The organism is Amycolatopsis sp. NPDC028719, assembly GCF_055565395.1.
In genome coordinates this window covers 750,713-774,437 of record NZ_JBVHUL010000004.1, presented here as the reverse complement: position 1 = coordinate 774,437, position 23,725 = coordinate 750,713, and the positions used below count along the sequence as shown (strand labels likewise).

Genomic DNA, 23,725 nt, shown 5'->3' with positions numbered 1-23,725 from the left:
ATTGACTTGTCAGCGAGCAGGAGGACCCGGTGGGACCCGATCCCGACGACCTGTACGAGGTGGACTCGGACGTCCCCGACCTGACCGGGGCGGTGCTGATGCACCACTTCGAAGGGTTCATGGACGCCGGTTCGGCGGGCCGTCTGCTGGCCGAGCACCTGCTCGCCGGCGAGCACCGGGTGGTCGCGCGCTTCGACGTCGACCGGCTCATCGACTACCGCTCGCGCCGGCCGACGATGACCTACGCCGTGGACCACTGGGAGGACTACGACGCGCCGGAACTGGTCGTCCACCTGCTGCACGACGGCGACGGGACGCCCTTCCTCCTGCTGTCCGGCCCGGAGCCCGACCACGACTGGGAGCGGTTCTGCCGCGCGGTCCGGAACCTGATCGAGCGCTGGGGCGTCCGGCTCACCGCCGGTTTCCACGGCATCCCGATGGGCGCGCCGCACACCCGCCCGCTCGGCGTCACGGTGCACGCGACGCGCCAGGACCTGGTCGGCGAGCACCAGCCGCTGCCGAACCGGCTGCAGGTGCCGGGCAGCCTGGCCGCGCTGCTGGAGTACCGGCTCGGCGAGTGGGGCCACGACGCGATCGGGTTCGCCGCGCACGTGCCGCACTACCTGGCGCAGTCGACGTACCCGGCCTCGTCGCTGGTCGTGCTCGACGCCCTGAGCCGCTCGACCGGCCTGAGCCTGGCCGAAGGTGAACTGCGCACGGCGGCGGAGCTCGCCGACGCCGAGATCAACCGCCAGGTCGCGGAGTCCGACGAGGTCGCCGACGTCGTCCGCGCGCTCGAGCGGCAGTACGACACGTTCATCGAGGCTTCCGAGCGGGGTTCGCTGCTCGCCGAATCGGTCGAGCACATGCCGACCGCGGAGGAGCTCGGGTCCCAGTTCGAGCGGTTCCTGGCCGAGCAGAACGGCGGCGACGGCCCGGAGCGATGATGACGCGCTACGACGAGATCGGCGTCGGCTACGCGCGGGGAAGGCGAACCGACCCGCGGTGGCTGACGCCGGTGCTCGACGCGCTGGGCCCGGCCGCGTCCGTGCTCGACGTCGGTTCCGGGACCGGGTCGTACGAGCCGCCCGCGCGGCGCGTCGTCGCGGTGGAGCCGTCGGCGGAGATGATCCGGCAACGGCGTCCTGACGCCGCGCCGGTGGTGCGGGCGGTCGCCGAGGCGTTGCCGTTCGCCGACGGTGCCTTCGATGCGGCTCTGGCGGTGCTGACCGTGCACCACTGGCGGGACTGGCGCGGCGGTCTCGACGAGCTTCGCCGGGTCGCTTCCCGGCAGGTCGTCCTCGCCTACGACACCGCGCTGCACAACGACTTCTGGCTCGTGCGGGAGTACGTGCCGGAGGTGGCTCTGCTCGAACGGTCGCGTCCCTCGGCACCGGAGATCGCGGACTTCCTGGGCGCGGCTTCGGTCGTCGAGCTGCCGGTGCCCTGGGATTTCACGGACGGCGTGTTCCCGGCCCACTGGCGCCGTCCGGAGGCCTACCTCGATCCGGCGGTCCGGCGGTCGTGCTCGGCGCTCGCGCAGACGTCGCCCGAGGCGGTGCTCCGGGGAATGGCCCGATTGCGGGCCGATCTGGAGTCCGGGCGGTGGCACGAGGAGCACGCGGAGCTGCTGGCCCGGACGGAGTGGGACGCGGGGTTCCGGCTCATCGTGCGGTGAGCCGAGTGACGGTGAAGATCACGAGGCCGTAGGCGGCCCGTCGAGGATTTCGCGCAGCTCCAGCGTGCCGGCCTCGGCCCACGGATGCCGCGCCGCGACCTCGAGGGCCGTCGACCGGTCCGCGCATTCGAGGATGGTGTAGCCGCCCACCTGCTCCTTGGTTTCGGCGAACGGGCCGTCGGTCAGCAGCACTTCGCCGTCGCGCACCCGGATCGTCTTTGCCTCGGCCGGCGGACGCAGGCCCGTGCCGGCCTGCCGGACACCGCGCCGTTCGGCCTCGGCGGCCCATTCGTGGCAGCGCCGCGCCATCTCCGGGCCGGCCGCCGCCGCGGCGCTTTCGTCACCGCACAGCAGGAGCAGGTATCGCACGGCGCCAGCATGCCACGCGGGCTCAGCCGTGGCAGCCTGCTTCGTTCAGCGGGCCGAACGACGGCAGGACGAGCCCGCACAGGTAGCCGTCGACCCACCGGCCGTTCCCGGAGAGGTTGGTCCCGAGCCGGACCAGCGGCGCGAACGCCCGGATGCCGGCGGCGAGCGCGTCCAGGTTGCGTTGCAGCATCGACGTCAGCTGGTCGAGCTGGGTGAGCAGCGGGCCCAGCCGCGTGTCGTTGTCGCTGATCAGCCCGGACAGCTCGGTGGCGAGCCGGTGCGAGCCGTCGAGCAGGGAGCTGATCGCCTGTTCGCGGTCGCCGACCTCGGCGAGCAGCTGGTTCCCGTCGTCGAGGAGCTGCCGCACGGCGGCGTCGCGGTCGACGAGCGTCTGCGAAACCACCCGCGTGTTGCCCAGCAGGGTGGCGAGCTGCTGGTCGCGCGTGGCGAGCGTGTCCGACAGCCGCGAGAGTCCGGTGAGCGCCGCGCGGACGCTCTGCGGGGTGTTCGCCAATGTCGCCGACAGCGTGTCGAAACTCTTCGCCAGCCGGGTGGTGTCGATCCTGTCCACAGTGGACGACAGCTCCCCGAACGCCGCGAGGATGTCGTAGGGAACGCTGGTGCGCGACCGCGGGATCGGCTTGCCGGGGTCGAGCGTCCCGTCGCCCTGCGGGTCCAGCGCGAGGTACTTCTGGCCGAGCACGGTCTTCAGCCGGATCGCCGCGCCTGTCGTGTCACCCAGCCACGCGCCCTTGACCCGGAAGGAAATCAGCACGTGGTCGCCGCGCAGCGCGACGTCCGAGACGCGGCCGACCTCGACCCCGGCGATGCGGACGTCGTTGCCCTCGGACACGCCGGCCGCCTCGGTGAACTCGGCGGCGTAGGTGGTGCCGTCACCGATCACGGGCAGGGAACGCGCGTTGAGCGCCGTGAGCACGCCCAGGGCCAGCACGGTCAGGCCGGCGAGCGCCGTCCGGACCGGGGCGTCGGCGGCCCGACGTAGTGGCATGGCGGCAAGAGTGACGCAGGCCACGCCGGGTCGCCAGCCGAGTCCCCCGATGAGACGAAGATCGTCGCCTCACGCCGAGGTGAGCGCGGGGTACTCGCGATATTCCAGCGCGTTGGCCGCGCGATCGGTCATCCAGGTGAACACCCTGCCGAACAGCCGCGTGCTCAGCATCCGGTAGGCGCGGTTGCGGCTGCGGATCTTCGCGGCGGTGCGCGGGGCGAGGAAGTTGCCCGAGCCCTTGCCGTTCTTCTGCCCGACCGTGGCCGGCTTGCGGAGGCGCTCCTCGTACTTCGCGAACGCCGTCACGTGGTCGCCGCCGGCCACCGCGAGCTCGCCGGCGAGCACCTGGGCGCCCATCATCGCGAGTCCGGTGCCGGACCCGCCGGGGCCGGCGCACCAGGCGGCGTCGCCGAGCAGCACGACCCGGCCCTTCGACCAGCGGCCGAGGTGGATCTGGCTGATCGAATCGACGTACAGGTCGTCCGCGTCCGGCAGCGCCTCGAGGAGTTTCGGCGTTTCCCAACCGGTGTCCGCGAAGAGCCGCGCGACCAAGGCACGCTGCTCGTCGGGGGTGCGGCGGCGGAACTCGACGCCGTCGGCGGCGAAGACCAGGCCGACGTGCAGCCGGTCCGGAAGGCGGTGGCTGCCGACGGTCAGGCCACGGCCGGGCTCGTTGTACATCACGCTCGCGTGGTCGAGGCCGAGGTGGTTGGGGGCGGTGAACCCGGCGATCCCGAACCCGAGGTCGCGCCGGAAGCCCGCCTCGGGCCCGAAGGCGGCGGCCCGCACGCCGGAGTGCACGCCGTCGGCCCCGACGACGAGGTCGAACCGCCGCGGCGCGCCGTGGCGGAAGGTGACGTCGACGCCGCCCGCGGTCTCGGTCAGGCTCGTGACGCGGTCGCCGAAGACGTACTCGGTGTAGTCCTTGGTGTGCTCGTGGAGGATCCGCGCGAGGTCGCCGCGGAGGATCTCGACCTCCCCGCTCCAGGCGGCGCCGGGCACGGTCAGCTGGGGCCGCGCGTCGAGGCCGAGCACGGTCTGCTCGCCCATGGCGGTCTCGAAGCGGCGGACGTCGTCGAGGATGCCCATCGCCCGCAGGAGCTTCACCTGCTCACCCCGGAAGTCGACGGCCTGCCCGCCGGGCCGCAGCGCGGGCGCGGTCTCGACGACGGTCACGCGGTAGCCGTGGCGGCGCAGCCAGTAGGCCGCGGACGGGCCGGCGATGCTGGCCCCGGACACGAGCACGGTCTTCGCAGTCATCTGAGTGTCCTCTCGGGTCGGTGCTGATGACCCCAAGCTGCTCCGCCGCGCTGACGGTCCACGCACGATCCGCTGACCGTCCGGCCGGTGGTGTCCGGTTCGAGTGGCTAGCATGGCGCGCGTGGACCGCTCCGCCGCAGACCGGATCCCGCAGGACGGCGAGGATGCCGCCGTCGAGGCGCGCATCCTCAACGCCGCCGCGCACCTCGTCGCCGACGAGGGCTTCGGCCGGCTGAAGCTCGGCGCCGTCTGCGCGCGGTCCGGCTACGCGCGGTCCGTCATCTTCCAGCACTTCGGTGACAAGGACGGGCTCGGCCAGCGGCTGGTCGAGTACGCCGTCGAGGAGTTCACCACCGCCTACAGCGAGGCCGTCGCGGCCCGGACCGGTTCGGCCACCGCTACGCCGATGGACATGCTGCGCGCGCTGCTCGACATCATCTTCGAGCTGATCCGCACGATGCCGACGCTCAACCAGGCCTTCCTGGCGTGCTGGGGCGACGCGGCGGCGGAGTACTCGGCCCTGCGCGGCGCGCTGACCGAGGCCGACCGCCGGTTCCGGTTCGCCATCGCCCAGACCCTGGCCAGCGGCGTCGCGGACGGCTCGATCACCGGGGTCCGCGACGCCGACGCGTACGCCGGAGCGCTGCTGGCGCAGCTGCGCGGGATCTCGATGCAGGCGCTGATCGACCCCGACGGCGTCGACCTGCGCGGGGTCCGCAGCGAACTGGAGCGCGGCATCGATCGGCTGGCCGCGGGGTACCGCGGCAGCCTCTAGAGCGCGAACACGATCCCGCGCAGCACGATCACCCCGATGAAGACCAGCGTGAAGGCGAGGTCGAGGGAGATCCCGCCGATCCGCACCGGCCGCACGACCCGCCGCACCGGCCCGATGACCGGCTCGGTCGCCGAGTAGGCCAGGCTCCGCGCCCGCCGCGTCCACGGCGGGCTGTCAGCCAGCATCCCCACCCAGTCCAGCACCATCCGCGCGATCAGCACGAGCAGGTACAGGCTCAGCGCGAAGCCGAGCAGTGTCCCTAGTGCACCCATGGTTCCTCCTTGTCCCCCTGACAACGCCCGGAGGCACCCGGCAGTGCCGGATCCGTCCGTTTCACAGGTTCTCGACAGGATCACCCGCCCAGCGCCGGATGGCGAACCGGCTGCCGTCGCGCCGGACTTCCGCCGCGCCCGGGCCGGCGAAGTGGGCCGGGACGACGAGCTCGCGATTGTCGGCGGCGCGTTCGAGGACGCGGCGCCGGGTGACGGCGGCTTGCTGTGCGTCTTCGCAGAAGCAGCTGCTGTGCCGGGGTTCGAGGATCTGGACAGGGCTGTGCAGGAGGTCGCCGACGAACACGGCGCGGTCTCCGCCGGAGGCGAGGCGGACGACGGACGAGCCGGGCGTGTGACCGGGCGCGGGTTCGAGGGTCAGGTTGCGGTCGATGCGGTGCTTTCCCTCCCACAGCACGGCTTTGCCGAGCACGGGGGCGATGCTGTCGGCGTAGACGAGCAGGCTGCCTTCGCGGCGCAGCTGGTCGTGCGCGGTGCGCGGGGCGGGCCGCCGGTGGGCGTTGCGCGGGTCGAAGTACGTCTGGTCGGCGCGGGGGATCAGGTACGTGGCGTTGGGGAAGGCCGGCACCCATTCGCCGTTGCGCAGCAAGGTGTTCCAGCCGACGTGGTCGTAGTGGATGTGGGTGTTGACGACGACGTCGACGTCTTCGGGCCGGACACCGGCAGCCTGGAGCCGGCTGAGGAAGTCCGTCGTCAGGTGGTCGAACAGCGGGATCTGCGGGCGGTCGCGATCGTTGCCGACGCCGGTGTCGACGAGGATGGTCCGGCCTTCGCTGCGCAGCACCCAGGTCTGGACGGCGCCGCGGTAGCCGCCGGTTCCGGGGTTCCAGTGGTCGGGCGCGAGCCAGCGGGCGTTCTCCTGCCAGAGCTCGGGCGGGCTGGGGACGATGGTCCGGGCGGGGGCGATCTCGCCCTGCCACTCGAGGACCTTCACGACTTCGACGTCACCGATGTGCATACCTCTACTCTGACGCTCTCGATTGAGCTCTCCAATGTCTTGAATGCTCACTTTGATGCGCGAGCGTCTTATAGTGGCGACGTGGACTTGTTGAGCGACGCGATCACCGCGGTACGGATCGGGCAGCCGACGTCGAACCGGCTGAGCGCCGGCGCCGAGTGGTGTTACGGCTTCGCGCCGTACGAGGGCGCGGGCTTCCACGTGCTGCTGCGCGGCAGCGGCTGGCTGATCCCGGCCGACGGCGAGCCGGTACCCCTGGGCGCGGGCGACGTCGTCCTGGTCCCGCACGGCAGCGCGCACACGCTGTCGTCGCGGCCGGACGCGTCGGGCGCCGTGCCGTTCGAGACGGCGGTCCCCGAGCCGGACGGCCGGACGGAGTTCCTGTGCGGCAAGTACCGCCTGTCCCAGGCGCGCCGCCACCCGGTGCTGGCGAGCCTGCCGGAGGTGGTGCACATCCCCGCCCGGGTCGGCGGTGCCCCGGAACTCCGGGCGGCGATCGAGCTGCTCGGCGCGGAGGCGACTTCGCGCCGCCCGGGCTCGGCGACCGTCCTCGCCGGTCTGCTGGACGTGGTGCTGGTGTACCTGATCCGCGCGTGGCTGGAAGGAAACCCGGGCGAGGGCTGGCCCCAGGCGTTGCACGACCCCGCGATCGCGGCGGCGCTGGAGGCGTTGCACGCGAATCCCGAAATGCCGTGGCGCATCGAGGACCTGGCGTCCCGGGCGGGCCTGTCCCGCGCGACGCTCGCCCGCCGGTTCACGGCGTTGACGGGCCGTCCGCCGATGGCGTACTTGACGTGGTGGCGCCTGACCACGGCGGCGCGTTTGCTGCAGGACACCGATCTTCCGTTGCCGTCGATCGCTTCGAGGGTCGGCTATGGCTCGCCTTTCGCGTTTTCGCACGCGTTCAAGCGCGAGTTCGGTGTCGCACCGGGAAACCACCGGCTGGGGTCACGATCATGAAGCCTGTTTCCGCAGCCGACCTCGACGCGTCGATCGCTTGCCTCGCCGAGGGTTTGCGCCCGGCGGCGGCGAAGGACTGGACGACGGCGGCGGGCACGGGCGACCTGGACGCGTGGCACACGGCGGAGCACATCGGTGACTGTTTGCTGTCGTACGCGGCTCAGGTGGTGTCCCGCCGTCCCAGCGGTTACGTGCCTTTCCTTGCGGTGCTGGAAAAGGGGGTCCCCGCGGCCGAGGCGCTGGAGTTCGCGCTCACGGGAAGCGCGATCCTCGCGGCGGTGGTCCGCACGGCGTCCCCGGAGGCGCGCGCGTACCACCCGACGGGCACGGCGGACCCGGCCGGCTTCGCGGCCATGGGCTGCGCGGAGGTATTGGTCCACGGCGAGGACATCGCGCGTGGCCTGGGTCTGGCGCTGGACCCACCCCGCCCGGTTTGCGCGCTCGTGCTGGCGAGGCTGTTCCCCCACCTGGGCGAGGTTTCGGACCTGGACCCGTGGACGGCGCTGCTGTGGGCCATGGACCGCGTGGAGGTCCCGGGCCGTCCGAAGCAGACGGGGTGGCGCTGGCACGGGGCACCGCTGGAGAAGTGAGACGCGAAAAGCCCCTGTCGCGATGCTGCCGGCAGGGGCTGACTGGCCGTAGTCAAAAAACGTGCCCTCGGCAGGATTGCCAAAGGATGGGAACGGGCCTGACCAGGGGCTTTACGTCGGCTCGTTGGCGGTCGAGGCAAGCTTCGAGCTTCCCGACCTCGGTGGAGGCCGGTCATGAGCGCCAACTCGCAGGCGGTTGCTCGGTTCGTCACGGTCACGATGGGCCTGGTCGTCGGACTCACCTTCCTGTTCGGGTTCGGGAACGTGTTGAACCTGGCGTTGAAGCTGCAGGTGCCGGTGCTCGTGGCGCCCCTCGTGGCGCCGGCTGTTGACCTGACTGTGTTGGGTCTGCTGGTCGGTACGCGGTACCTGGCCCTGTCCGGAGCAAGCGACGACGTGTTGCGGCCAGCACGCCACCTGCTGTTGGCGGCGAGCGCGGTGACTCTGTTGTTGAACGTTGCCGACCCGGTGTTCGCTGGTCACTGGGGTAAGGCAGCGTTCGACTCGGTCGGCCCACTCTTGCTGATCGGGTGGGCCGAGGTGGGGCCCAGCCTCGTTCGCGGGCTCACCGTGGCGAGCGCCGAGGCAGGTTCGGCGCAGCCGCCCGGGCTGTTGTCCGGGGACCCGATCGTTGGCGGCCCGGAGCAGGTCGCACCCGACCCGGCAGGCGTGCAGAGCGATAGGCAGGCCGGAGCAGTGATCCGAAGGTCTGGTGGGGTCGACGAGGAGCTCGTGGAGCGAGCGCGGCGGGCGGACGCTGCACACTGGCGCCACCACCGTCGTCCCATCTCCGCTGAGACGTTACGGAAGCAGCTGCGGGTCGGTGCGACAACGTCAAGGAATCTCGTGGCGGCTGTACGAGCCGAGAATGCACCGGCAGGGCGACTGGCCATCCGCGATCTCAACGACACGGAGGACCCAGTGGTTCGTGACGCTCCGCGGGACGACGGTGGCGACTCCCGGATGGTGGTCGAGGTCGGACGCGCCTAGGTGCGTGGATGGATGTTCGGTCACCGGCCGAGGCTTCGGCCCCGCCCGCGACGTCAACGCCAGGAAGCGGATTGACCCAGCGTGTGGTCACCTGCGCCCCGGCGGCTAGGTATCCGCTTTGGCGAAGTCATCCTCGCCCGGCCGGACGAAGTCGCTCTCGCCGAGATCGAAGTTTCGATTATCCCAGTTCCTCGACAGCCACGCTTCGAGGTGGGCGTCCACCTGATCGTCGAACGTCCCGGTCGACTCGAGCAGGTCCGCCAGCGCCACCTTCAGCTCTTCCGAGTGAACGGCGACGACCTCCAAGCACAAGCGAGCTGCCAGTTCGACGACCGTTTCCAGCGCGAATCCGCGACCTCGATGAGGCGCAAGTTCCGGGGAGACCTCTGGTGGCAGCAACTGGGCGAGCAAGTCACGTGCGCCGCCCCAGCGGGAGTTCTGCCTCGTGTGAGCGAGTTCGCCCAACGCGAGGTTCAGCGCGTGGAGCCGGCGCCAGCCCGCGGCTTCGAGCCAGTCGCGCGGCGTCGTGCTGCTCCTGCCCTCCAGCTTCTTGGCGCGGCTTTCGTTCTTGATCCAGGTCTTGACGCGGGCCAAGGACTCGAGAACGACGCGCAGCACTCCCATCGCCCGATCATCGTCTTCAAGCCACAACCAGTAGGCGGAGCGGAACCCAGACGATGCCACCGTCAACGCGATGGCGACTTCTCTCTGGCGGTAACTCCACGAGCCGAGCAGAGCGAGTGTTTCCGCGACGAAGACGATTCTGGCTTGCTGGTCTCCGAGATCCAGGCTTTCGACCGGCCGGCCGAGTTGCTTCGCTTCCTCGTCAAAGGCCGTCAGGGCGATCGCGGCGGCCGCAGCCCGCTTGAACAGGAAGAACGATTCGGATATCTCATCGTCGCGGTACAGGCGCCCCTCGGGGCGCTCGCCGTTGTACACGCGATCGATCCGGTCCTGGTTGACACGCAGCCTTTCGACGATGACCGGAGACAAGCCGGTCCTGGGATCCAGTGGCCAAAGTCCCCAACGGGCGAACGGTTTCGCTCCGGCTGGGTCTGCGGTGAACGAGCTACGATGGAAGTCCTCGACTGCACGATCCGGGTAGCCCGCCTCTTCCATGGCAGTAGCTACGCAGGCGCGGAGGCGGTCGACGCACAAGTCGACCAGGTCCAGTATTTTGCTCGCGGCTTCGACCATGCTGCCGAGGTACGCCTCATCGAGGAGAAGGCATGACTCGCACAGGACGGCCTTGGCGTCCGGTCCACGACCATGGAGGAACTCGGAGACGGCGCCGTAGAGCACTCCGGGACGAAGTGACCGCCCGGCGGCTGACGCACTCCGAACGTCGTGGGGCTTGGCGGACTCCACGTGGAAGAACGTGCGGCCGGACCAGAGCCTGGTGTAGTACTCGACGTTCGACTCCCCGGAGCGCCGTCGGTTGCCGGAGTTGTGGGCGAGGTTGAGTGCCCAGCGTTCGAGTTGGGATCTCGCGATCTGCGCAGCGCCGATCAGCTGGCCCGATGCCAGAAATCTGATGGCGGAGACCAGGCTGTCGATTCCCCAGTGCAGATGGTCCAGCCACGGCGCTGCCTCCGCGCGGGCCATCCAGACGTCCCGGGAACGCAGCCTTCGCAGTCCGGACTCCAGGACGAAAAGCTGGTTGAGGATGATCCGCGAGCGGGCGGTGACTTCCGGGTCGATCACCCCTACCCGGTCCATCCTCTGGTTGTGCCGGGAGATCAAGGCGGCGGCGAGCGAGCCACGACCGCGCCGGGCGGCCTGTTCGTAGTCCGGCAACTCGTCGCCCACCGAGCGGCCGTAATGTTCGGCGCGATTTCCGTGCTTGACGGCCCGAGGTGAGCCCCGTCTGATCGTGGCGGCCTGCCTGAGCCGGCGGTTTCGAGTGGACTTGCCCATGGAGCCTCCGGCGGTTCGCTCGCCGGGATATGATCGCGAATGGGGCTGGCTGTGTTACAGCGCGATACTTGGCACCGACGCCCGGAGATCACCGCGGCGGCTGCGAACAGTCCACAGTCGATCCTACGGTCCGGTCGTGGTCGTACCTGAGTGTGACGACCATTGACTCGCGCGGCGAGTGTTGCGGACGCCGATTACACGGACCTGGCTTTGACCTGACGTGCGACGCCTGTCGAGTTGTATCGATATCGAGCCATTTCCACAGTTACGTCGTACTGCTTGGCGATTTCCTCAGGTCCCCAGCCCCGATAAGCGGCGGCGGTGAGCAGGGGACGAGGGAGTAGGAGGGTGCCGCCGAATGCGGTGGCCTGTTCCTCTTCGTCAGGTTTGCAGGTACGGAACGGAATACCGTCGATCTCGCGCACTTCGGACAGTTGGTGGTGGAGCAGGCGATGTGATACTTCGTGCGCTATATCGCTGACAAGCCGACCCGGAGTCCGGATAGGGTTCGACACGATGAAGAATCGGCCTGCGATCTCGAACGTAGCTGCAGAGAACGCGAAAGCTTGGATGCGCTCAAGTTCGTGAAGACGTTCGATGTCGATGAGCCTGTCCGCACTCACCACTTTCATCTGCAAGTGCTCGGCAACCTCTTTGATGTCCACGGCCGCGTTGCCGGACAGTCCCATCTCTTTGCGCAGCCGAGCGGCTTCGCGTTCTGCTTGGGCCTTGAAGCCGCGAGGCAGGCTCACAGCTCACCTGCCTCGACGAGCTTCTCAAGCTCATCGTGCATGTCGACCAAGAGCTGTCCCAGCCGGTCGGGCACCCCCGGACGCATGGTGGGTGCCGCTCGGAGATGGCATGCGATGAGGGCCTTAGGTGGTTGGACCTCTTCGGCCAGTGCGTCATACATCTGCCGGATCACGGACGCGATGCTGGACGCGGCATCCGGCTTGAGCCGTGGATCGGCGCTCAGGTGCGCGATCGCTTCTTCCAGCGGGGTCTCTCTGCGCTGAGTTACCGGCGTGAAGAAGCGGCTGGGCGGGACACCGATCCAAGCGCAGATCGCCGTGAAGGACGCCAGGTCTGGCTGTGCGCCGGCCTCGACGCGGGAGAGGGTGCTGAAGCTGACGCCCGCGTCGGCGGCGGCTTGCCGGAGAGACTGTTTCCCGCGGTGCTGCCGGACCAGGAGGCCGAGTTGCGCGACGTCGAGCCGTTCGGGAGGAGTCGCTGCGAGCTCGCCGGAACTAGCCACGTGGAGTTTGCGCGCGAGTGGGTGCCATGGCCGGGATTGTACCGGACCAATGCAGCTTTGGTGACACACGATCGGCTGAAAGATTGACCTTGCGTGACGTTCATCTCTGTGTCACTGTGAGGCCAGTGTCCCAGTAATGTCGCTTTGCTGAAACACCGCGGATGGTGTGGTGACGGACGCGGAACTGTCGTCACCACTAGATCCGGACCTTCACGATGGCCGTCGACCGGCGGCTTGCCCAGGCCCCCGACTGGGCGTCACGGCGTCCCCCGGCGCCCCAACCCCGAGTGAGTACGTCAATGAGTTACACCGAAGAAGTTCTCGACGAGGTCCGCAGCCAGATCGACGCGCACAAGGAGCCGCTGGCTGAGGCGCGAATCCGGCTGGATCTGGTCTGCTCCGCGGCCGAGGCGTTCCCCGGAGCGCTGCGGACCTATCACAGCGGTTCGCTGCCGCAGCACACCTTCATCCACCCGGTCGGTGACGGTGACGGCGGAGTCGTCTTGGACCGCCGCGTGTACCCGAAGCTCGGCCCCGACGGCGACGGTGAAACACCCTCCGAGATCGCCGGTGAGCTGTGCGCGCTGCTCGGTCCTGCGGTGCGCGGGGTCTACCCGAAGGCGCGCTGCGGCACCTCGAAGCGTGGTCCGAAGCTGTTGTTCGGCCAGCCGATCGATGGCCAGGACCCGACCGTGGACATGGTCGTCGCGCTGACCCGCAAGACGGGCGCCGGCTTGTGGATCCCGAACCTCAAGACCAACGTCTGGGAGGCGTCCGACCCCGAACGCCACGTCGAACTGTTCACCTCCGGCAGCCAGTCGCTGCGCCGCACCCGACGCCGCGTCATCCGCCTGCTGAAGGCGTGGAACAAGCAGTACAACCAGCCCGGCTTCTCCTCCCACAACCTCACGGTTTGGGCCTGGGAATTCGTTCAGCCGGGGATGGGCATGGCCACGGCCTTGAGTGCCGTGCTGACCAAGGCCGCCGCTCGGGTCGAGAGCGGCCGCGCGACCGTCGACCCGGCGGGGGTCTCGCGTAACGTGAAGCTGTTGGTGTCGCGCGATGTCGCGGCCAAGCGGCTCCGGACGGCCGCCGACGGTCTCGCCGAAGCTCTCGCGCACGACGACGACCGTGAAGCCGTGCTCACCGCCTTGTCCAAGGTCTTCTACAACTACGTCGAGAACCCGGCGCCCCGCGGTCTGGCGGGCAAGGTCGCGGCCCTTCGTCGGAACGTCCCGGTGGCCACGGCCACACTCGGTCTCGGAGGCCCGTCGACCCTGGTCCGGCCGACCCGGGCTTTCGGCGCCGCGGAGCCGTGGGAGTGAGAAACGCGCCGGCGTGGCGGGCGCCGGCTTGGTACGCCAAGCCGGCGCCTCGGCTCCGCTTTCAGCGGGAGCTCGCTGCGTGCGGCCTCTTGGCGCAGGTGGTGCGGCCGCCGCGACGCCACCGCGGTGGGTTCGCCGTCGCAGTCCAGCTGGACGTTCCGGACCTGCCGCCCCAAATGGTCACGGTGGTCTTTGGTCGCGGAGCACCTCACGTCCCGCACGTCTACACGGACCTGCCCTCGGACTTGCCGCACCGGTACTCCGACGGGGCCCTGTGCATGTGGTTCCCGGGCGACCCGGCGGACCGACGCTGGGTCCTCAAGGACGGGCCGGTCGCGCTCCTCGGGCACGTCATCGTCCATCTCCTGCGCGAAGAATGGTGGCAGCGCACCGGCGAGTGGCCCGGCGAAGAGGCCGCGCACCTGCCCGTTGCCGGAACCGGCGACACCGGCACCGAGGCGCATGACGGATAATCAGATCGTGACGAACCCCGTCAGCGTGCCCACCACGGTGACCGCCCCGAGCGGAGGAACGACCGTGGTCAGCGGCACCAGCGTGGCGGTGGCCGCGGTCGTGTCGGGAGCCTTCCTCGCGGCTCTGGTCACCGCAGTAATCACGATCTGGCTCGCGCGCAGGAAGACGCGGGAGGAGGAACGCAACCGGCTCCGGGCGGCGTTCGCTGAAGCCTTCGCGGCGTATCAGGCCTACAAGGAGTTCCCGTACGCCATCCGTCGTCGCCGCGTCGATGCACCCGGCGAAGAACGGGTCAGGCTGTCCGAGGCGCTCCGTTCGGTGCAAGCGGACCTCGCGTATCACGTCGCCTGGACCACCATCGAGTCGGAACACGTCGGCAAAGCCTTCGCGGAGCTGATCAAGCAGGTTCGCACGACTGCCGGGACGGCCATGCACGACGCATGGAACGCACCGGCGAACAACACCGACAGCGCGATGAACATCCCGCCATCGGTTGTGGACCTCGGGGAACTGACGAAACACGAAGTCGTCTACATCGACGCTGTACGGGCGCACCTCCGGCGGCTGGCCCCCTGGTGGGCGAGATGACGCGCCGCTTCGCGCTGTTTCTTCTGAGCTCTTCGGAAAACACACCGTAGCTAGATCCACTAGGTCGCGGCCGGAGCTTCGACGCCTCCGCCACGGTGGTCCTCGGCCGCAACAAGGACGCGAGGCGCTACCGTCGGCTCGTGGCGGATGTGCGTGGCTCAGCTGCGGGTGCCGAACTCGTCAGTGCAGTCCGAGGCGCCGTGTCGGTAGCCTCGTGGATCCCGGCGGCGAGACGCCAGTCGGCGGACACGGTCACCAGCCGAGAGGTTGCAGGCGCTCAGAAGAAGCGCGCGGACGCGGTGATGATCTGCAGGCAGTGGCGCTGCGTCCGCAGGTCGGCGTACAACGCCCGCTGCAGGGCCGGGTCGGGCAAGCCGGTCGGGTGGTGCGCGACGAACTCCCGGGAGTTGTAGATCGTGGCGCGGTTGAACTCGGCTGCCGTGGGGTTCCGCAGGTCTTGCCGGTTAGTCCGGTAGATGACCAGGCCGAGGTCCGGCGCTAGCGGCACCGTGACGCGTCCGCAATTGCCGAAGCCGACGCCCACGCCGTGATGGGTCCACGGTTCGGGCATCTGGCTGGTCTCGCCGTCGGCGACGCCCCACAGGCAGACGATGTTGTCGCTCACGACGAGCTTCGGGCCGGTGGGATGGTAGAGGCGCCACCGCCAGGGGCCGTACTGGAGCCGGTCGGCGATGTCGCAGTGTGTTTCGTCAGGTCGACTGGACTCCTCATCGCGTCGCGCGAACCAGGGGAAGAGCACCGACCGCATGATCTGCCGGACGCCGGCCGATCGCATGAGGTCGTCGTCCGGGGCGTCCGGGGCGACGGTCTCGCGCCGGAGCAGGTCCATGAGGAAATGCGAACGCTGCCATTGCAGGGCGATGAAGAACCCGAGGATTTCCTGCTGCTCAGGCGAGAGGGTGCGGGCACGGCTGGCCAGTAACGCCGCGACGACGCTACTCGTGGCTGCTTCGATGGAGCCCATGCCGGCCTCGATGCTGGCGTGGTCAGGTTCGCGCCCGGGCCAGTACAACGAGTGCCCGCGAAAAGTCTGGGCTAACTTGCGCACGTGGACCCGGCCGGATCGATCTTCGTTGTCGGTGCGGTGTACGAGCAGCTTCTTGTCAGGACCCGCGAACCGCCGGAGAAGAAACTGCGGCACGTAGTGGTGCTTCTGCGGAACGCTCACGCTGGTGCCCCGTCCCCCTGGTCGGCCGCCGCGTCGGAAGTCGAAGTCACCATCTTGCTCTCTATGGTCACCGTGTACCTCATTGTCGACCCCATTGCGCAATTTCTGGCTGTCGAAACACCGGTAATCCATGGCGTGAGGGATCGAAGGCGTGCAACTACCTCGCGGCGACGGCCCGCCGAAGCAGCCCGGTGGTGGCGGGTCTGGAGCCCGGCCGCCACCGTATTCGCTCCCGGGCGGGCTCGCTTGAGGTGGCTACTCGGGTTTGGCTAGGAAGAAGTAGGCATAGCGCTCGTCGAGCTCGTTCTTCGGTACAAGATGAACAGCCTTGGGCGTCAGGCCGCAGCGGTCAGCCAGTTGCCAGAAGGCGTCGATGGGGTAGGTGGTCATCTCGGCGAGCGCGGATCGATAGGCGCGACGCCTGGGCTTGGTCCGCCAGCGTCCTGCGTCGTACTTGATCTGAATGAGCGCCAGGCCGCCGGGGGCGAGGACCTCGGTCGCGATCCGCAGCAGCCGCTCGCCGTACTCCGGTGAAGGGATCAGTTCGAAGACGTAGAACGACAAAAAGACGTCGCACCAGCCTTCGATCGCGGCGACCGCCGCTTCGGGCTCGGCGACGTCGATCGCAACCGGCCGGAACGGTGTCTCGCACGCTGCCGCTACTTGCTTCTCACACTCGCGCAACGTCTCCGCGGAGACGTCGACACCGATGAACTCCTCTGCGCGCGGGGCGAAATGCACGGCGTTGGCTCCGCCGCCGCAACTCCACTCGAGGACCCGCTTTCAGGGGCGGGTGAAGCCCGCCATCCGTGCGCCCGACTCGAACAGGGCCAGGTGCTCACCGCCGATCCGGGTCCACAGGTCGCTGCCCTGGAAGACCGGTGCGTTTTGCCAGTGGGAGTTCCCTTGCCACTTTTGGCCGGAGGGGCGGCGCCAGTAGTCCTGGGCATCGGCGAAGATCCTGGTCTCGGCCTGCCTGACACCAAGCGTGGTGAGGGCGCGCTGGGCGAACTCTTCCGCGTTACGTGCGAACCGCTTCGTCGCGGCAGGAAGCTTCCGATTGAGGCGGTGACGGAGGTTTTCGGGCATGGGAGATGAACCTTTCGCTGATGTCTGAAGACGTTGGCGGCTGTGAAACCCCGAGACGAAATGGCCCGGCGACGTATCGGGCTACGAGGTCGTTCAGACAGCGAGCGGAGGTCCGCGCCGCGCGCGGGTGCGCCGCAGGAGGGCCTCGGTCGCAGTATTCGCGGAGCGGGTGCTCCCGACCGCGACCCACAAAGGAGCCTGTGCCGGTGGTGATGCCAGCACCCAGCGGAGAGTGGTGACGACGGCTTCACAGACGGCCAGCACCGCTGCGTCCGCGTAAGCGAGCAGCAGTCCCACGATCAGTACCGCCGCGACGTGGCCGCTGATCATCAAGCCGATGTTCGCGCCGGCCAGGTCATCGGTTGCTTGCCGGTCGAGCAGATCTGGAGGCAGTACGAGCACGATGTGCAGCAGCAGCTGGCCGACAGCCAGTGCTGTGATCGTGGTTACCGGGCCCCGGCGGCGGTCGGCGTAAGCGGTAGCGGCCCAGCTCGCCAGGCCCGCGACCACGAAGGTCAGCCAAGTGTCAGACAGTTCGCCACCGCCGACCACGTGCGCCGATACTCCGAGCGCGGCCGTTACCCCACCGAGTACCACCCCGCGCAGCGCGCGGACCGTGGTCGGTAGGCGTCGGGCCGGGTACCTCACGGAACCAGCGTAACCGCAATCCGCAGCGGCCTGTCCAGTGCCGAAAGGCCTTGCTCGAAGTCCACCAACTGTGGCGCTACTTGGTGGGTTTCCCGCTCGCGGCGTCGGGCGTCGTCCGGAGCGCGAACGGGATCAGCGCGAGGTGGATCTCCCGGTCGGGATCGTCCTGAGCGTGCATCGTGAAATCGAACTGCTCGTCGCCGTGGCGTGAGCCGGTTCGTTTGTGGTTCGGGTGGGCCTCGATTTTCTGGATGGCTTTCTCGATGACCGCGGTGACGTCCTTATTCCGGATGAACAGCAGGATCGCGGCCTTGGTGTCCCGCCAGACGAGGTAGCCGAAGAGCTGGCCGAGCGCGTCGTCCATCGTCTTCGGGCCCGACCACACCTTGCACTCGCCGATGAAAATGTTGCGGTCGTCGACGCGGATCAGGATGTCGGTCTTGCCTTCGCCGTTGAACAGCTCGCCGCCGACGGCGCCTTCGAACTGGGCGTTGAGCCCCACCAGCAGGAGGTCCCGGATCTCCTCCTCCTGGAGCTTGGCGGCGACCGACGGCGTGCGCTCCAGCGCGTTGCGCTGGTTTCGCAGGACCCGGAGCGCTGCCTGATAGTCGTCGTCGGTCATCGCCGGTTCGGGCCGGAACGGTGCTCGGCCGCCACGTTGTGCCGGCGCCGACCGGACCTTCCGGCGTCGCATCGGAACGCCGTACGTATCCGCGTCGGCCCGGCGCCGGATCGGGAAGCCGATCTCCGCTTGCAGGTTGCGGACCGCCAAGAGCTCGTCGCGCCGCTTGGTCACCAAGGTCGGGACTTCCGCTTCGATCTGCCGATTGTGCTGTTCGATCTGTTCACGTGACCAGGCCAGGTGCTGTTCAAGCTTGGCGATCTGCTGGTCGAACGTTGCCCTGACCTGAGCGGCGTCCCCTGGAGATCCGTCGTGGACCAGGTGAACTTCGCCATCGCTCAGGCGAAGTACCTGCGGTGGGTTCAGAGTGGACCGGTTGGCGCGCAACCTGAAGATGACCTCTTCGCCGACGAAGGGAACGACGAGTACCAAGCGGGTCATCTTGCGGGTGTATTGCTCGCCGAACTGGATGATCCGCTGCTGCACTTCGGTGGGCTCCGGCATCCAGGCTTGATCGACCTGCAGGGCGGGGCAGCGCACCGAGCCCATGTCGACCATCCGGTCGACAACGTCGTCGACCGGCGTTTTCAGCAGGTCGTCCGCCTCCCAGTTCTCCAGGTGCGCAGCCATGGCCTGAGCTGTCTGCCGCAATCCCTCATCGAGGCTGCCTTGGCAGAACAGAAGAACCTGGTCCATGTGGCCATGGTGAACCCGTCCATTCGAACCTGCGCGCGACACGCCCAAATGAAGGGAAGTTCGAGCTCGGGCGGGTGACGGGAGGAGCCTTCGGAGCGCGTGTGACGTACGAGACTAAGATACCCCCAGGGGGTAGTTGTGCTACTTGGCCCACGGGGCTAACCTTGTCGAAGGCGACCCAACGCGGTCGCCCGCTTACACTATGGCCGATAGTAGAGCTTCGCAACCGTTGCCCGTGCGCGCCGACCAGGTGCTGTCGACGGGCTGGTGGTCGCTGGACCTGCTAGTACTCGACAGCGAAGTTCAGGAACCGCTCGTATCTCGTGCGCGCTTCGTCCCATCTGTTCACCGCACCCGCCGGTCGATCGCGATGCCGGCTCCACGTCAACACCAGATGGTTCTTCGCGCGGGAGATCGCGACGAAGAACTCGGAGATGGCCGTCGTGGGGCCGCCCCAGAAGAGCTGCTCCTCGACGCCGAGGACCACGACCTTCTCGAACTCCAGACCCTTGCACTTGTGGATCGTCAGGAATCGGACAGCGTCCGACTCGGACAGCCGTTTCAGCGCTTCGCCGGCGTCGCCGTCGACTGCCAGTTCTTTTCCGAACGCTTCGACCGCATTTTCGATGACGTCGGCGAGTCGGTTTCCCTGCTGGTATGAGGGAGACAAGGCCACCATGACCGGGCGTGACAGCAGCTCCAAGAACTCGAAAATCAGTGCGATCCAAGCCGTGAGGTCGGCGCCGCCGAACGCAGGATCGCGCGCAGCGGCCCGCGATTTCCTCAGTAGGCGCTTCACCTGACTGTCGAAGCGCAGTGCTTCATCTTCGGAAGAGCTTGCTCTGGTCGTGACCCGCATCAGCTCGGCGTACGCGTCCGGCTGGCGGTTGTCGGCGACGACCCTGAGGAAGTTGAATATCAGCGCTGCCACCGGTTCGGCGGTGAGGTCCTGACTGTCTTGCTCGTTGCGGTACGGGATGCCTCGTTCGGTGAGCTCGGTTCCGAGCGACGCCGCTACCAGGTGAGGTTTTTGACGGACGAGAACGGCGATCTCGCTTGAGAGAACACCGCTGTCAAGCCAGGTCTCGATTCGGTCGGCCACGGTGAGGGCTTCGTGGTACTCCGTATCGAAGTCGAGTACTTCGATGACACCTTCGTCGCCGGCCAGGTCTTCGTCGGAGCTCACCGCCGTGGGGTCCATGGTCGCGATCATGCGGTTCTGCATCCGTCGAAGCCGGGGCGCCGATCTGAAGTTCTGGTAGAGCGGCAGCGGTTCGGCCGAGAAGTCGTCGGCGTAGGTTTGCATCACTCCGTCGAGCGCGCCGGCCCAAACCATGATGCGTTGCTTGACGTCACCGACCGCCGTGAGAACGGCGCCCGACTGGCCAAACGCTGTCTTGACCAGCTCGTACTGCTCTCTGGTGGCATCTTGGAACTCGTCGAGGAAGACGTGGCTGTAGGTCTGGCGGACGCCGCCGCGAGCGTAGGCGTTGCTTTCAAGCACATCGAGGGCGAGTGGCACCAGATCGGCAAAGGTGATCTGCTCGCCCGCGATCCGGGTGTGCATGTCGATGCGGTAGTCCGGAAGCAGAGCACTCTGCCCGGTCAGAGCGGGTCGGAAGTTGTCGATGAGACGCTTGGCGAACGCGTGAAACGTGAAGCTGTCGAAGCGGGCGGCGAGTTGCGCGCCGGAGCGCCGTCGTACCCGCTCTCGCAGGTTTCGCGCGGCATCGACCTTGAAGGAGACCGCGAGGATCCGGCGTGGGTAAGGACATTGGCCCGTCCGCAACAGGAAGTCGGCGCGCTGGGCGAGAAGTTCGGTCTTACCGGCCCCGGGGCCGGCGGCAACGACCACGTTCCGGCCCGTCGTCGTGACGGCGGTGAGGGCGTTGGGCTCGAGGGTGAGGCCGCCGACCGGTTGCCAGTCGTCGATGCGGATCATTCCGGTAGCTCCGCGAGTTGTTCCCGTACACGCTGGGACAGCCGGATGAGGACGCCGGGCAAGTGCGTCAGGAGGGTGTCGTCGCTCAACGTCGCAAGCGCGGCGAGATGGGTCGCCGGCTTGCTCTTGAGGTCGAACTTGCTGTGGTAGTCGTCAAAAAGCTGCAGCAACGCCGGGGCTAAGCGTTCCTCATTGCGGTGGCGTTTACCCAATACGGCGACTATCGCTTTATCGTCGGGGTCATTCGGCGTTACGTCGTAGGCGTCTGGGTATGCCTCAAGCATCATGAGGTCGAGATCGACCGGCCCTGAGAAGAAAACGCCATGCTCCTCCAGAGAGTAAATTAGCCCCTGGTCATCGATGTATTCCGGATCGATATAGGTCGGGAACTCGTTATCGGCGTTCCAGTGAGGCAGTTCGTTGATCTCTGCGACGGTATATGTCTTCGGGGCGATAAGGTTGATCTGTCTGCAAGCATTGCGTACGCGGCCCCAGCCGCCCTGGTGCCGGCCGCTGTCGAGATCGAGCAGCGTCACATGGGGGATCTTCAGCCTGTCCAGCAGTCGCCAGAAATGGTTGACGTGCCGTCCACCCAGCGGTACGACCGCGACCGAAGCGTCGTCCTCGGCGATACCGGCCGCGGCCAGCACTCGCGGAAGGACGACTTGTTCGCTGTCACCTTCGCCGAGTACGACGAGCCGTGCGAAGTAGAGTTCCGGGTAGGCTTGCACCGCCTCCCGCACATACTTGGCCGCAGTTTGATCGTCCTTGGGCATCGCGATACAGCGCACGGTTGTTTCCCGCTTCGCGTTCAAGCGAAGGAAACGGATTGCCTCGGGCCCGACTCGGCGCAGCATCGTCGGTGCGTGAGTGGCGATCAACGCCTGTACGGCACCTGCGTCGCACGCGTTGCGCAACTGCTTGATGATGCGGCCGAGGTACTGCGGGGCAAGGCTGTTCTCGGGCTCTTCGAGTGCGATCACCGTGTGGACCGGCGGACGCAGCCGATCCGGGTCGATCGACGTCTCTTCGCCTTCGATCACGCGTTGAGCGAGAGAGTGCCACGCGAGCACGAGCGAGATGTACAGAAGGGACTTCTGCCCATCGCTGAGGCGGTCGAACGGCAGTGGTACGCCGTCGTGGGACGGCGAGAACGTGACGGTGAGCTGTCGAAGAACTCCCTCCAGCTCACCACGCCCGAAGGCGATTGAAGGATCCTTGAAGAAGGAGCCCCGGTGCAGTCCGCGCCACTCGCCGGCGAGCTGGACCCCGATGCTCGACACGGCCGCGTTGCCCGCGAGAGCGTCGGTGATCCGAGTCGTCAGATCGCCGAGCGTTGCGCGTTCCTTTGTCCAGTCGGTGGCTCTCAGTGTTCGGCCGATCAACGACGCGGTGGTGTAGGCGATGTGGTCTTCCGGGTCGCGACGAGCGGGCAGGTAGTGCACCTCGATGTGCGCCCGGTCGTAGCGCGACATGTCGGCACGACTGGTCGGCTTGCCCGACTCGTCGGCCTGGAGGATGTACTCGATCTTCTCCTCGACGACGCCGTCCGGTGCGAGCACGGCGGTGAGGCGGATACGGATCCGCGGCACACTGTCAGCGGTTTCTATGGCCATGTGGGAAAAGGCCGGTGGCACGGACGGATGCTGGCCGTCCGCTCCGGACTCGGGAATCTCGACGTCGACCTCCAGCCAGAGGGTGGGGCTGGTGGCCTGCACTTCGTCAGCGTTCCGGCCGGCAGGCACGTGGAAGTCATCAAGGCGGATCTTCCGCTGTGAGCTGAGAGGGCTGAACAAGCGCGACAACGCTTCGAGGACTGTGGTCTTGCCGGACCCGTTCGGACCGAGGACGTACGTAACGTCGTCGAGTTCGACGGTGGTGGGCCTGGGGCCGAAGGACTGGAAGTTGCTCAGCCTCAGCGTCGTGATCTTCATGGAAACCTATCGATGATGTGCGTTGTCCGCTCGATGATGGACTTGGGTCGGATCTCTGCCGTTTGCTACCGCGCGGCGGTCGAATAGCTAAGTCGAAAAGTGTCGAGTACTTTGTTACTGCTTCCGTCGAAAGTTCACCCGCTTGTGTACTCGCGTGCTGGGGAGTTCGAAGATCGATTTGTTTTCTGTCCTAGGTTGCTGTCGCTGAAAGTTCGGGCTGTCGCAGACCTCACGTCGCCGCCTGTTGGCGCGTCGGCCGGTGACAGCAAGTGCTTTGGCAATCGCTCAACGCAGTGCCGAACCGTCGCGCGGGTGACGTTGAAGCGCTTGGCTTGACAGTGTGACAACCTGTCTCGCAGTATCCGAACAAGTGTTCGACGAGTGTTCGGGTGCGCTCCCGGCTTGTTCCGGTGCGTGTCCGTGGTGCTGGGGGTGCGTGGTGGTGCCGGAGGCGGTGGCTGGGCTCGCGGCAATCCCCGGCGTCCGCACGGCCGCCCAGCTCAATCGGCCTGACGCTGAGACGCCGACAGCCGGCGGGACGCTGCCGGTGGTGCGGGCCCAGGCGGAGCTGATACCGGGCGGCGGCCTGCGGCGCGGCAGCACGGTGTCGGTCTCAGGCTCTACAGCGCTGGTCCTCACCCTGCTCGCCAAGGCGACACAGCAAGGCTCGTGGGCGGCGATCACCGCCATGCCGGAGCTCGGCGTTGCGGCGGCCGCCGAGCTGGGTGTCGACTTGAACCGGCTCGCGCTCGTGCCGGAACCCGGCGCGGAGCTCGTCGCGGTCGTCTCGGCGCTGATCGACGGGTTCGACCTGGTCGTGCTCGGTCCGGTCGCCGCCCGGGGAGTTCAGCCGCAGCTGGGCCGACGGCTGGCCGCCCGCGTGCGCAACCGGGGTGCGGTGCTGATCACCGTCGGCGCCTGGCCTGGCGTCGACCTCGAGCTGCGCGTCTCAACCGCAAGTGGCGGGGCCTGACCGAGGACGGGTTCGGACACCTTGAGTACCGCGACGTCGTCGCGACCAGCCGAGGTCGTGGTGCTGCAGCTCGCCCGCAAACTGTCGCGCTCCAGCTGCCCGGCGTGGGCGGTGCGGTTGCCGTCGGCCACCCGCTCGTCCGGCGCGGGCTGACCGGGGCCGCCGGATGAACTCTCCGGCCCAGCTACACGTTG

Annotated in this window: 23 protein-coding genes and 2 pseudogenes; 10 read left to right on the top strand and 15 right to left on the bottom strand. The window is 67.9% G+C overall.

The window, feature by feature from the left end:
• The first annotated feature begins 29 nt into the window (after positions 1–29).
• Together ACZ4TR_RS22280 and ACZ4TR_RS22275 are read left to right on the top strand one after the other, a co-directional pair.
• Complete coding sequence (locus tag ACZ4TR_RS22280) at positions 30–947, top strand: proteasome assembly chaperone family protein (RefSeq protein WP_364519398.1); 918 nt, start codon at positions 30–32, stop codon at positions 945–947.
• Complete coding sequence (locus ACZ4TR_RS22275) at positions 947–1,678, top strand: class I SAM-dependent methyltransferase (protein ID WP_465288803.1); 732 nt, start codon at positions 947–949, stop codon at positions 1,676–1,678. The genes ACZ4TR_RS22280 and ACZ4TR_RS22275 overlap by 1 nt, the downstream gene beginning before the upstream one ends.
• Positions 1,679–1,696: 18 nt before the next feature.
• Here the strand turns inward: ACZ4TR_RS22275 and ACZ4TR_RS22270 are convergent, their stop codons facing one another.
• The 3 genes from ACZ4TR_RS22270 to ACZ4TR_RS22260 all read right to left on the bottom strand — a co-directional run bounded on the left by ACZ4TR_RS22270 (position 1,697) and on the right by ACZ4TR_RS22260 (position 4,316).
• Complete coding sequence (locus tag ACZ4TR_RS22270; RefSeq protein ID WP_465288802.1) at positions 1,697–2,047, bottom strand: YciI family protein; 351 nt, start codon at positions 2,045–2,047, stop codon at positions 1,697–1,699.
• Between the two features lie 22 nt (positions 2,048–2,069).
• Positions 2,070–3,056, bottom strand: coding sequence for an MCE family protein (locus tag ACZ4TR_RS22265; RefSeq protein WP_465288801.1), 987 nt, complete (start codon positions 3,054–3,056; stop codon positions 2,070–2,072).
• Positions 3,057–3,125: 69 nt separating this feature from the next.
• The gene (locus tag ACZ4TR_RS22260; RefSeq protein ID WP_465288800.1) at positions 3,126–4,316 is read right to left on the bottom strand and encodes an FAD-dependent monooxygenase; all 1,191 of its coding nucleotides are present in this window, start codon (positions 4,314–4,316) and stop codon (positions 3,126–3,128) included.
• A 112-nt stretch (positions 4,317–4,428) separates the two neighbouring features.
• Here ACZ4TR_RS22260 and ACZ4TR_RS22255 point away from each other — a divergent pair, with 112 nt between their 5' ends.
• A complete protein-coding gene (locus ACZ4TR_RS22255; protein ID WP_465288798.1) occupies positions 4,429–5,091 on the top strand; it encodes a TetR/AcrR family transcriptional regulator in 663 nt (220 codons plus the stop codon).
• On the opposite strand, the gene ACZ4TR_RS22250 is transcribed toward ACZ4TR_RS22255, so the two are convergent.
• Together ACZ4TR_RS22250 and ACZ4TR_RS22245 are read right to left on the bottom strand one after the other, a co-directional pair.
• Positions 5,088–5,363, bottom strand: coding sequence for a YggT family protein (locus tag ACZ4TR_RS22250; RefSeq protein ID WP_155541239.1), 276 nt, complete (start codon positions 5,361–5,363; stop codon positions 5,088–5,090). The two genes, ACZ4TR_RS22255 and ACZ4TR_RS22250, sit on opposite strands and share 4 nt — an antisense overlap.
• Positions 5,364–5,424: 61 nt before the next feature.
• On the bottom strand, positions 5,425–6,339 hold the full coding sequence (locus tag ACZ4TR_RS22245; RefSeq protein ID WP_465288797.1) for an MBL fold metallo-hydrolase: 915 nt from the start codon (positions 6,337–6,339) through the stop codon (positions 5,425–5,427).
• Positions 6,340–6,420: 81 nt separating this feature from the next.
• Here ACZ4TR_RS22245 and ACZ4TR_RS22240 point away from each other — a divergent pair, with 81 nt between their 5' ends.
• The 3 genes from ACZ4TR_RS22240 to ACZ4TR_RS22230 all read left to right on the top strand — a co-directional run bounded on the left by ACZ4TR_RS22240 (position 6,421) and on the right by ACZ4TR_RS22230 (position 8,879).
• The gene (locus tag ACZ4TR_RS22240; protein ID WP_465288795.1) at positions 6,421–7,299 is read left to right on the top strand and encodes an AraC family transcriptional regulator; all 879 of its coding nucleotides are present in this window, start codon (positions 6,421–6,423) and stop codon (positions 7,297–7,299) included.
• Positions 7,296–7,889: a maleylpyruvate isomerase mycothiol-dependent enzyme family protein gene (locus ACZ4TR_RS22235; protein WP_465288794.1), complete on the top strand. Its 594-nt coding sequence runs from the start codon at positions 7,296–7,298 to the stop codon at positions 7,887–7,889. Before ACZ4TR_RS22240 ends, ACZ4TR_RS22235 begins: the two co-directional genes overlap by 4 nt.
• A gap of 174 nt (positions 7,890–8,063) precedes the next feature.
• Positions 8,064–8,879: a hypothetical protein gene (locus ACZ4TR_RS22230; RefSeq protein ID WP_465288792.1), complete on the top strand. Its 816-nt coding sequence runs from the start codon at positions 8,064–8,066 to the stop codon at positions 8,877–8,879.
• Positions 8,880–8,984: 105 nt separating this feature from the next.
• Here ACZ4TR_RS22230 and ACZ4TR_RS22225 read toward each other — a convergent pair whose 3' ends face one another.
• From ACZ4TR_RS22225 to ACZ4TR_RS22215, 3 genes are all read right to left on the bottom strand, one after another.
• Positions 8,985–10,796, bottom strand: coding sequence for a hypothetical protein (locus ACZ4TR_RS22225; protein WP_465288790.1), 1,812 nt, complete (start codon positions 10,794–10,796; stop codon positions 8,985–8,987).
• Positions 10,797–10,990: 194 nt separating this feature from the next.
• Positions 10,991–11,548, bottom strand: coding sequence for an ImmA/IrrE family metallo-endopeptidase (locus ACZ4TR_RS22220; RefSeq protein ID WP_465288788.1), 558 nt, complete (start codon positions 11,546–11,548; stop codon positions 10,991–10,993).
• Positions 11,545–12,051, bottom strand: coding sequence for a helix-turn-helix domain-containing protein (locus ACZ4TR_RS22215; protein ID WP_465288787.1), 507 nt, complete (start codon positions 12,049–12,051; stop codon positions 11,545–11,547). Before ACZ4TR_RS22215 ends, ACZ4TR_RS22220 begins: the two co-directional genes overlap by 4 nt.
• Positions 12,052–12,350: 299 nt before the next feature.
• Between ACZ4TR_RS22215 and ACZ4TR_RS22210 the strand changes: the two genes are divergently transcribed.
• The 3 genes from ACZ4TR_RS22210 (at position 12,351) to ACZ4TR_RS22200 (ending at position 14,438) form a co-directional block, all read left to right on the top strand.
• On the top strand, positions 12,351–13,376 hold the full coding sequence (locus tag ACZ4TR_RS22210) for a nucleotidyltransferase family protein (protein WP_465288785.1): 1,026 nt from the start codon (positions 12,351–12,353) through the stop codon (positions 13,374–13,376).
• A 176-nt stretch (positions 13,377–13,552) separates the two neighbouring features.
• The gene (locus tag ACZ4TR_RS22205; RefSeq protein ID WP_465288783.1) at positions 13,553–13,849 is read left to right on the top strand and encodes a type II CBASS E2 protein; all 297 of its coding nucleotides are present in this window, start codon (positions 13,553–13,555) and stop codon (positions 13,847–13,849) included.
• A 7-nt stretch (positions 13,850–13,856) separates the two neighbouring features.
• Positions 13,857–14,438 (top strand): hypothetical protein, encoded by a 582-nt coding sequence (locus ACZ4TR_RS22200; RefSeq protein WP_465288782.1) that lies wholly within the window; start codon positions 13,857–13,859, stop codon positions 14,436–14,438.
• 277 nt (positions 14,439–14,715) lie between these two features.
• On the opposite strand, the gene ACZ4TR_RS22195 is transcribed toward ACZ4TR_RS22200, so the two are convergent.
• From ACZ4TR_RS22195 to ACZ4TR_RS22165, 7 genes and pseudogenes are all read right to left on the bottom strand, one after another.
• Positions 14,716–15,627, bottom strand: coding sequence for a DUF4238 domain-containing protein (locus ACZ4TR_RS22195; RefSeq protein ID WP_465288780.1), 912 nt, complete (start codon positions 15,625–15,627; stop codon positions 14,716–14,718).
• A gap of 255 nt (positions 15,628–15,882) precedes the next feature.
• Positions 15,883–16,398: pseudogene (locus tag ACZ4TR_RS22190) on the bottom strand (class I SAM-dependent methyltransferase); the annotation flags it as partial.
• Between the two features lie 12 nt (positions 16,399–16,410).
• The gene (locus ACZ4TR_RS22185) at positions 16,411–16,716 is read right to left on the bottom strand and encodes a hypothetical protein (RefSeq protein WP_465288779.1); all 306 of its coding nucleotides are present in this window, start codon (positions 16,714–16,716) and stop codon (positions 16,411–16,413) included.
• 93 nt (positions 16,717–16,809) lie between these two features.
• Complete coding sequence (locus tag ACZ4TR_RS22180; protein ID WP_465288778.1) at positions 16,810–17,364, bottom strand: hypothetical protein; 555 nt, start codon at positions 17,362–17,364, stop codon at positions 16,810–16,812.
• 76 nt (positions 17,365–17,440) lie between these two features.
• Entirely contained in the window at positions 17,441–18,682 is a 1,242-nt protein-coding gene (locus ACZ4TR_RS22175; RefSeq protein WP_465288776.1) for a hypothetical protein, read from the bottom strand.
• A gap of 283 nt (positions 18,683–18,965) precedes the next feature.
• On the bottom strand, positions 18,966–20,624 hold the full coding sequence (locus tag ACZ4TR_RS22170; protein WP_465288775.1) for a UvrD-helicase domain-containing protein: 1,659 nt from the start codon (positions 20,622–20,624) through the stop codon (positions 18,966–18,968).
• The gene (locus ACZ4TR_RS22165) at positions 20,621–22,558 is read right to left on the bottom strand and encodes an ATP-dependent nuclease (protein WP_465288774.1); all 1,938 of its coding nucleotides are present in this window, start codon (positions 22,556–22,558) and stop codon (positions 20,621–20,623) included. Before ACZ4TR_RS22165 ends, ACZ4TR_RS22170 begins: the two co-directional genes overlap by 4 nt.
• Positions 22,559–22,994: 436 nt before the next feature.
• Between ACZ4TR_RS22165 and ACZ4TR_RS22160 the strand changes: the two are divergent.
• Positions 22,995–23,701 (top strand): annotated as a pseudogene (locus ACZ4TR_RS22160) (hypothetical protein).
• The last annotated feature ends 24 nt before the right edge of the window (positions 23,702–23,725 follow it).

What these genes read in the sequence shown, in the direction of transcription:
- ACZ4TR_RS22255 (WP_465288798.1), top strand. Translation starts at nt 4,429, where the DNA reads ATGGCGCGCGTGGACCGCTCCGCCGCAGACCGGATCCCGCAGGACGGC.
- ACZ4TR_RS22260 (WP_465288800.1), bottom strand. Translation starts at nt 4,316, where the DNA reads ATGACTGCGAAGACCGTGCTCGTGTCCGGGGCCAGCATCGCCGGCCCG.
- ACZ4TR_RS22230 (WP_465288792.1), top strand. Translation starts at nt 8,064, where the DNA reads ATGAGCGCCAACTCGCAGGCGGTTGCTCGGTTCGTCACGGTCACGATG.
- ACZ4TR_RS22245 (WP_465288797.1), bottom strand. Translation starts at nt 6,339, where the DNA reads ATGCACATCGGTGACGTCGAAGTCGTGAAGGTCCTCGAGTGGCAGGGC.
- ACZ4TR_RS22175 (WP_465288776.1), bottom strand. Translation starts at nt 18,682, where the DNA reads ATGGACCAGGTTCTTCTGTTCTGCCAAGGCAGCCTCGATGAGGGATTG.
- ACZ4TR_RS22205 (WP_465288783.1), top strand. Translation starts at nt 13,553, where the DNA reads ATGGTCACGGTGGTCTTTGGTCGCGGAGCACCTCACGTCCCGCACGTC.
- ACZ4TR_RS22235 (WP_465288794.1), top strand. Translation starts at nt 7,296, where the DNA reads ATGAAGCCTGTTTCCGCAGCCGACCTCGACGCGTCGATCGCTTGCCTC.
- ACZ4TR_RS22210 (WP_465288785.1), top strand. Translation starts at nt 12,351, where the DNA reads ATGAGTTACACCGAAGAAGTTCTCGACGAGGTCCGCAGCCAGATCGAC.
- ACZ4TR_RS22185 (WP_465288779.1), bottom strand. Translation starts at nt 16,716, where the DNA reads ATGCCCGAAAACCTCCGTCACCGCCTCAATCGGAAGCTTCCTGCCGCG.
- ACZ4TR_RS22225 (WP_465288790.1), bottom strand. Translation starts at nt 10,796, where the DNA reads ATGGGCAAGTCCACTCGAAACCGCCGGCTCAGGCAGGCCGCCACGATC.
- ACZ4TR_RS22275 (WP_465288803.1), top strand. Translation starts at nt 947, where the DNA reads ATGACGCGCTACGACGAGATCGGCGTCGGCTACGCGCGGGGAAGGCGA.
- ACZ4TR_RS22265 (WP_465288801.1), bottom strand. Translation starts at nt 3,056, where the DNA reads ATGCCACTACGTCGGGCCGCCGACGCCCCGGTCCGGACGGCGCTCGCC.
- ACZ4TR_RS22170 (WP_465288775.1), bottom strand. Translation starts at nt 20,624, where the DNA reads ATGATCCGCATCGACGACTGGCAACCGGTCGGCGGCCTCACCCTCGAG.
- ACZ4TR_RS22165 (WP_465288774.1), bottom strand. Translation starts at nt 22,558, where the DNA reads ATGAAGATCACGACGCTGAGGCTGAGCAACTTCCAGTCCTTCGGCCCC.
- ACZ4TR_RS22250 (WP_155541239.1), bottom strand. Translation starts at nt 5,363, where the DNA reads ATGGGTGCACTAGGGACACTGCTCGGCTTCGCGCTGAGCCTGTACCTG.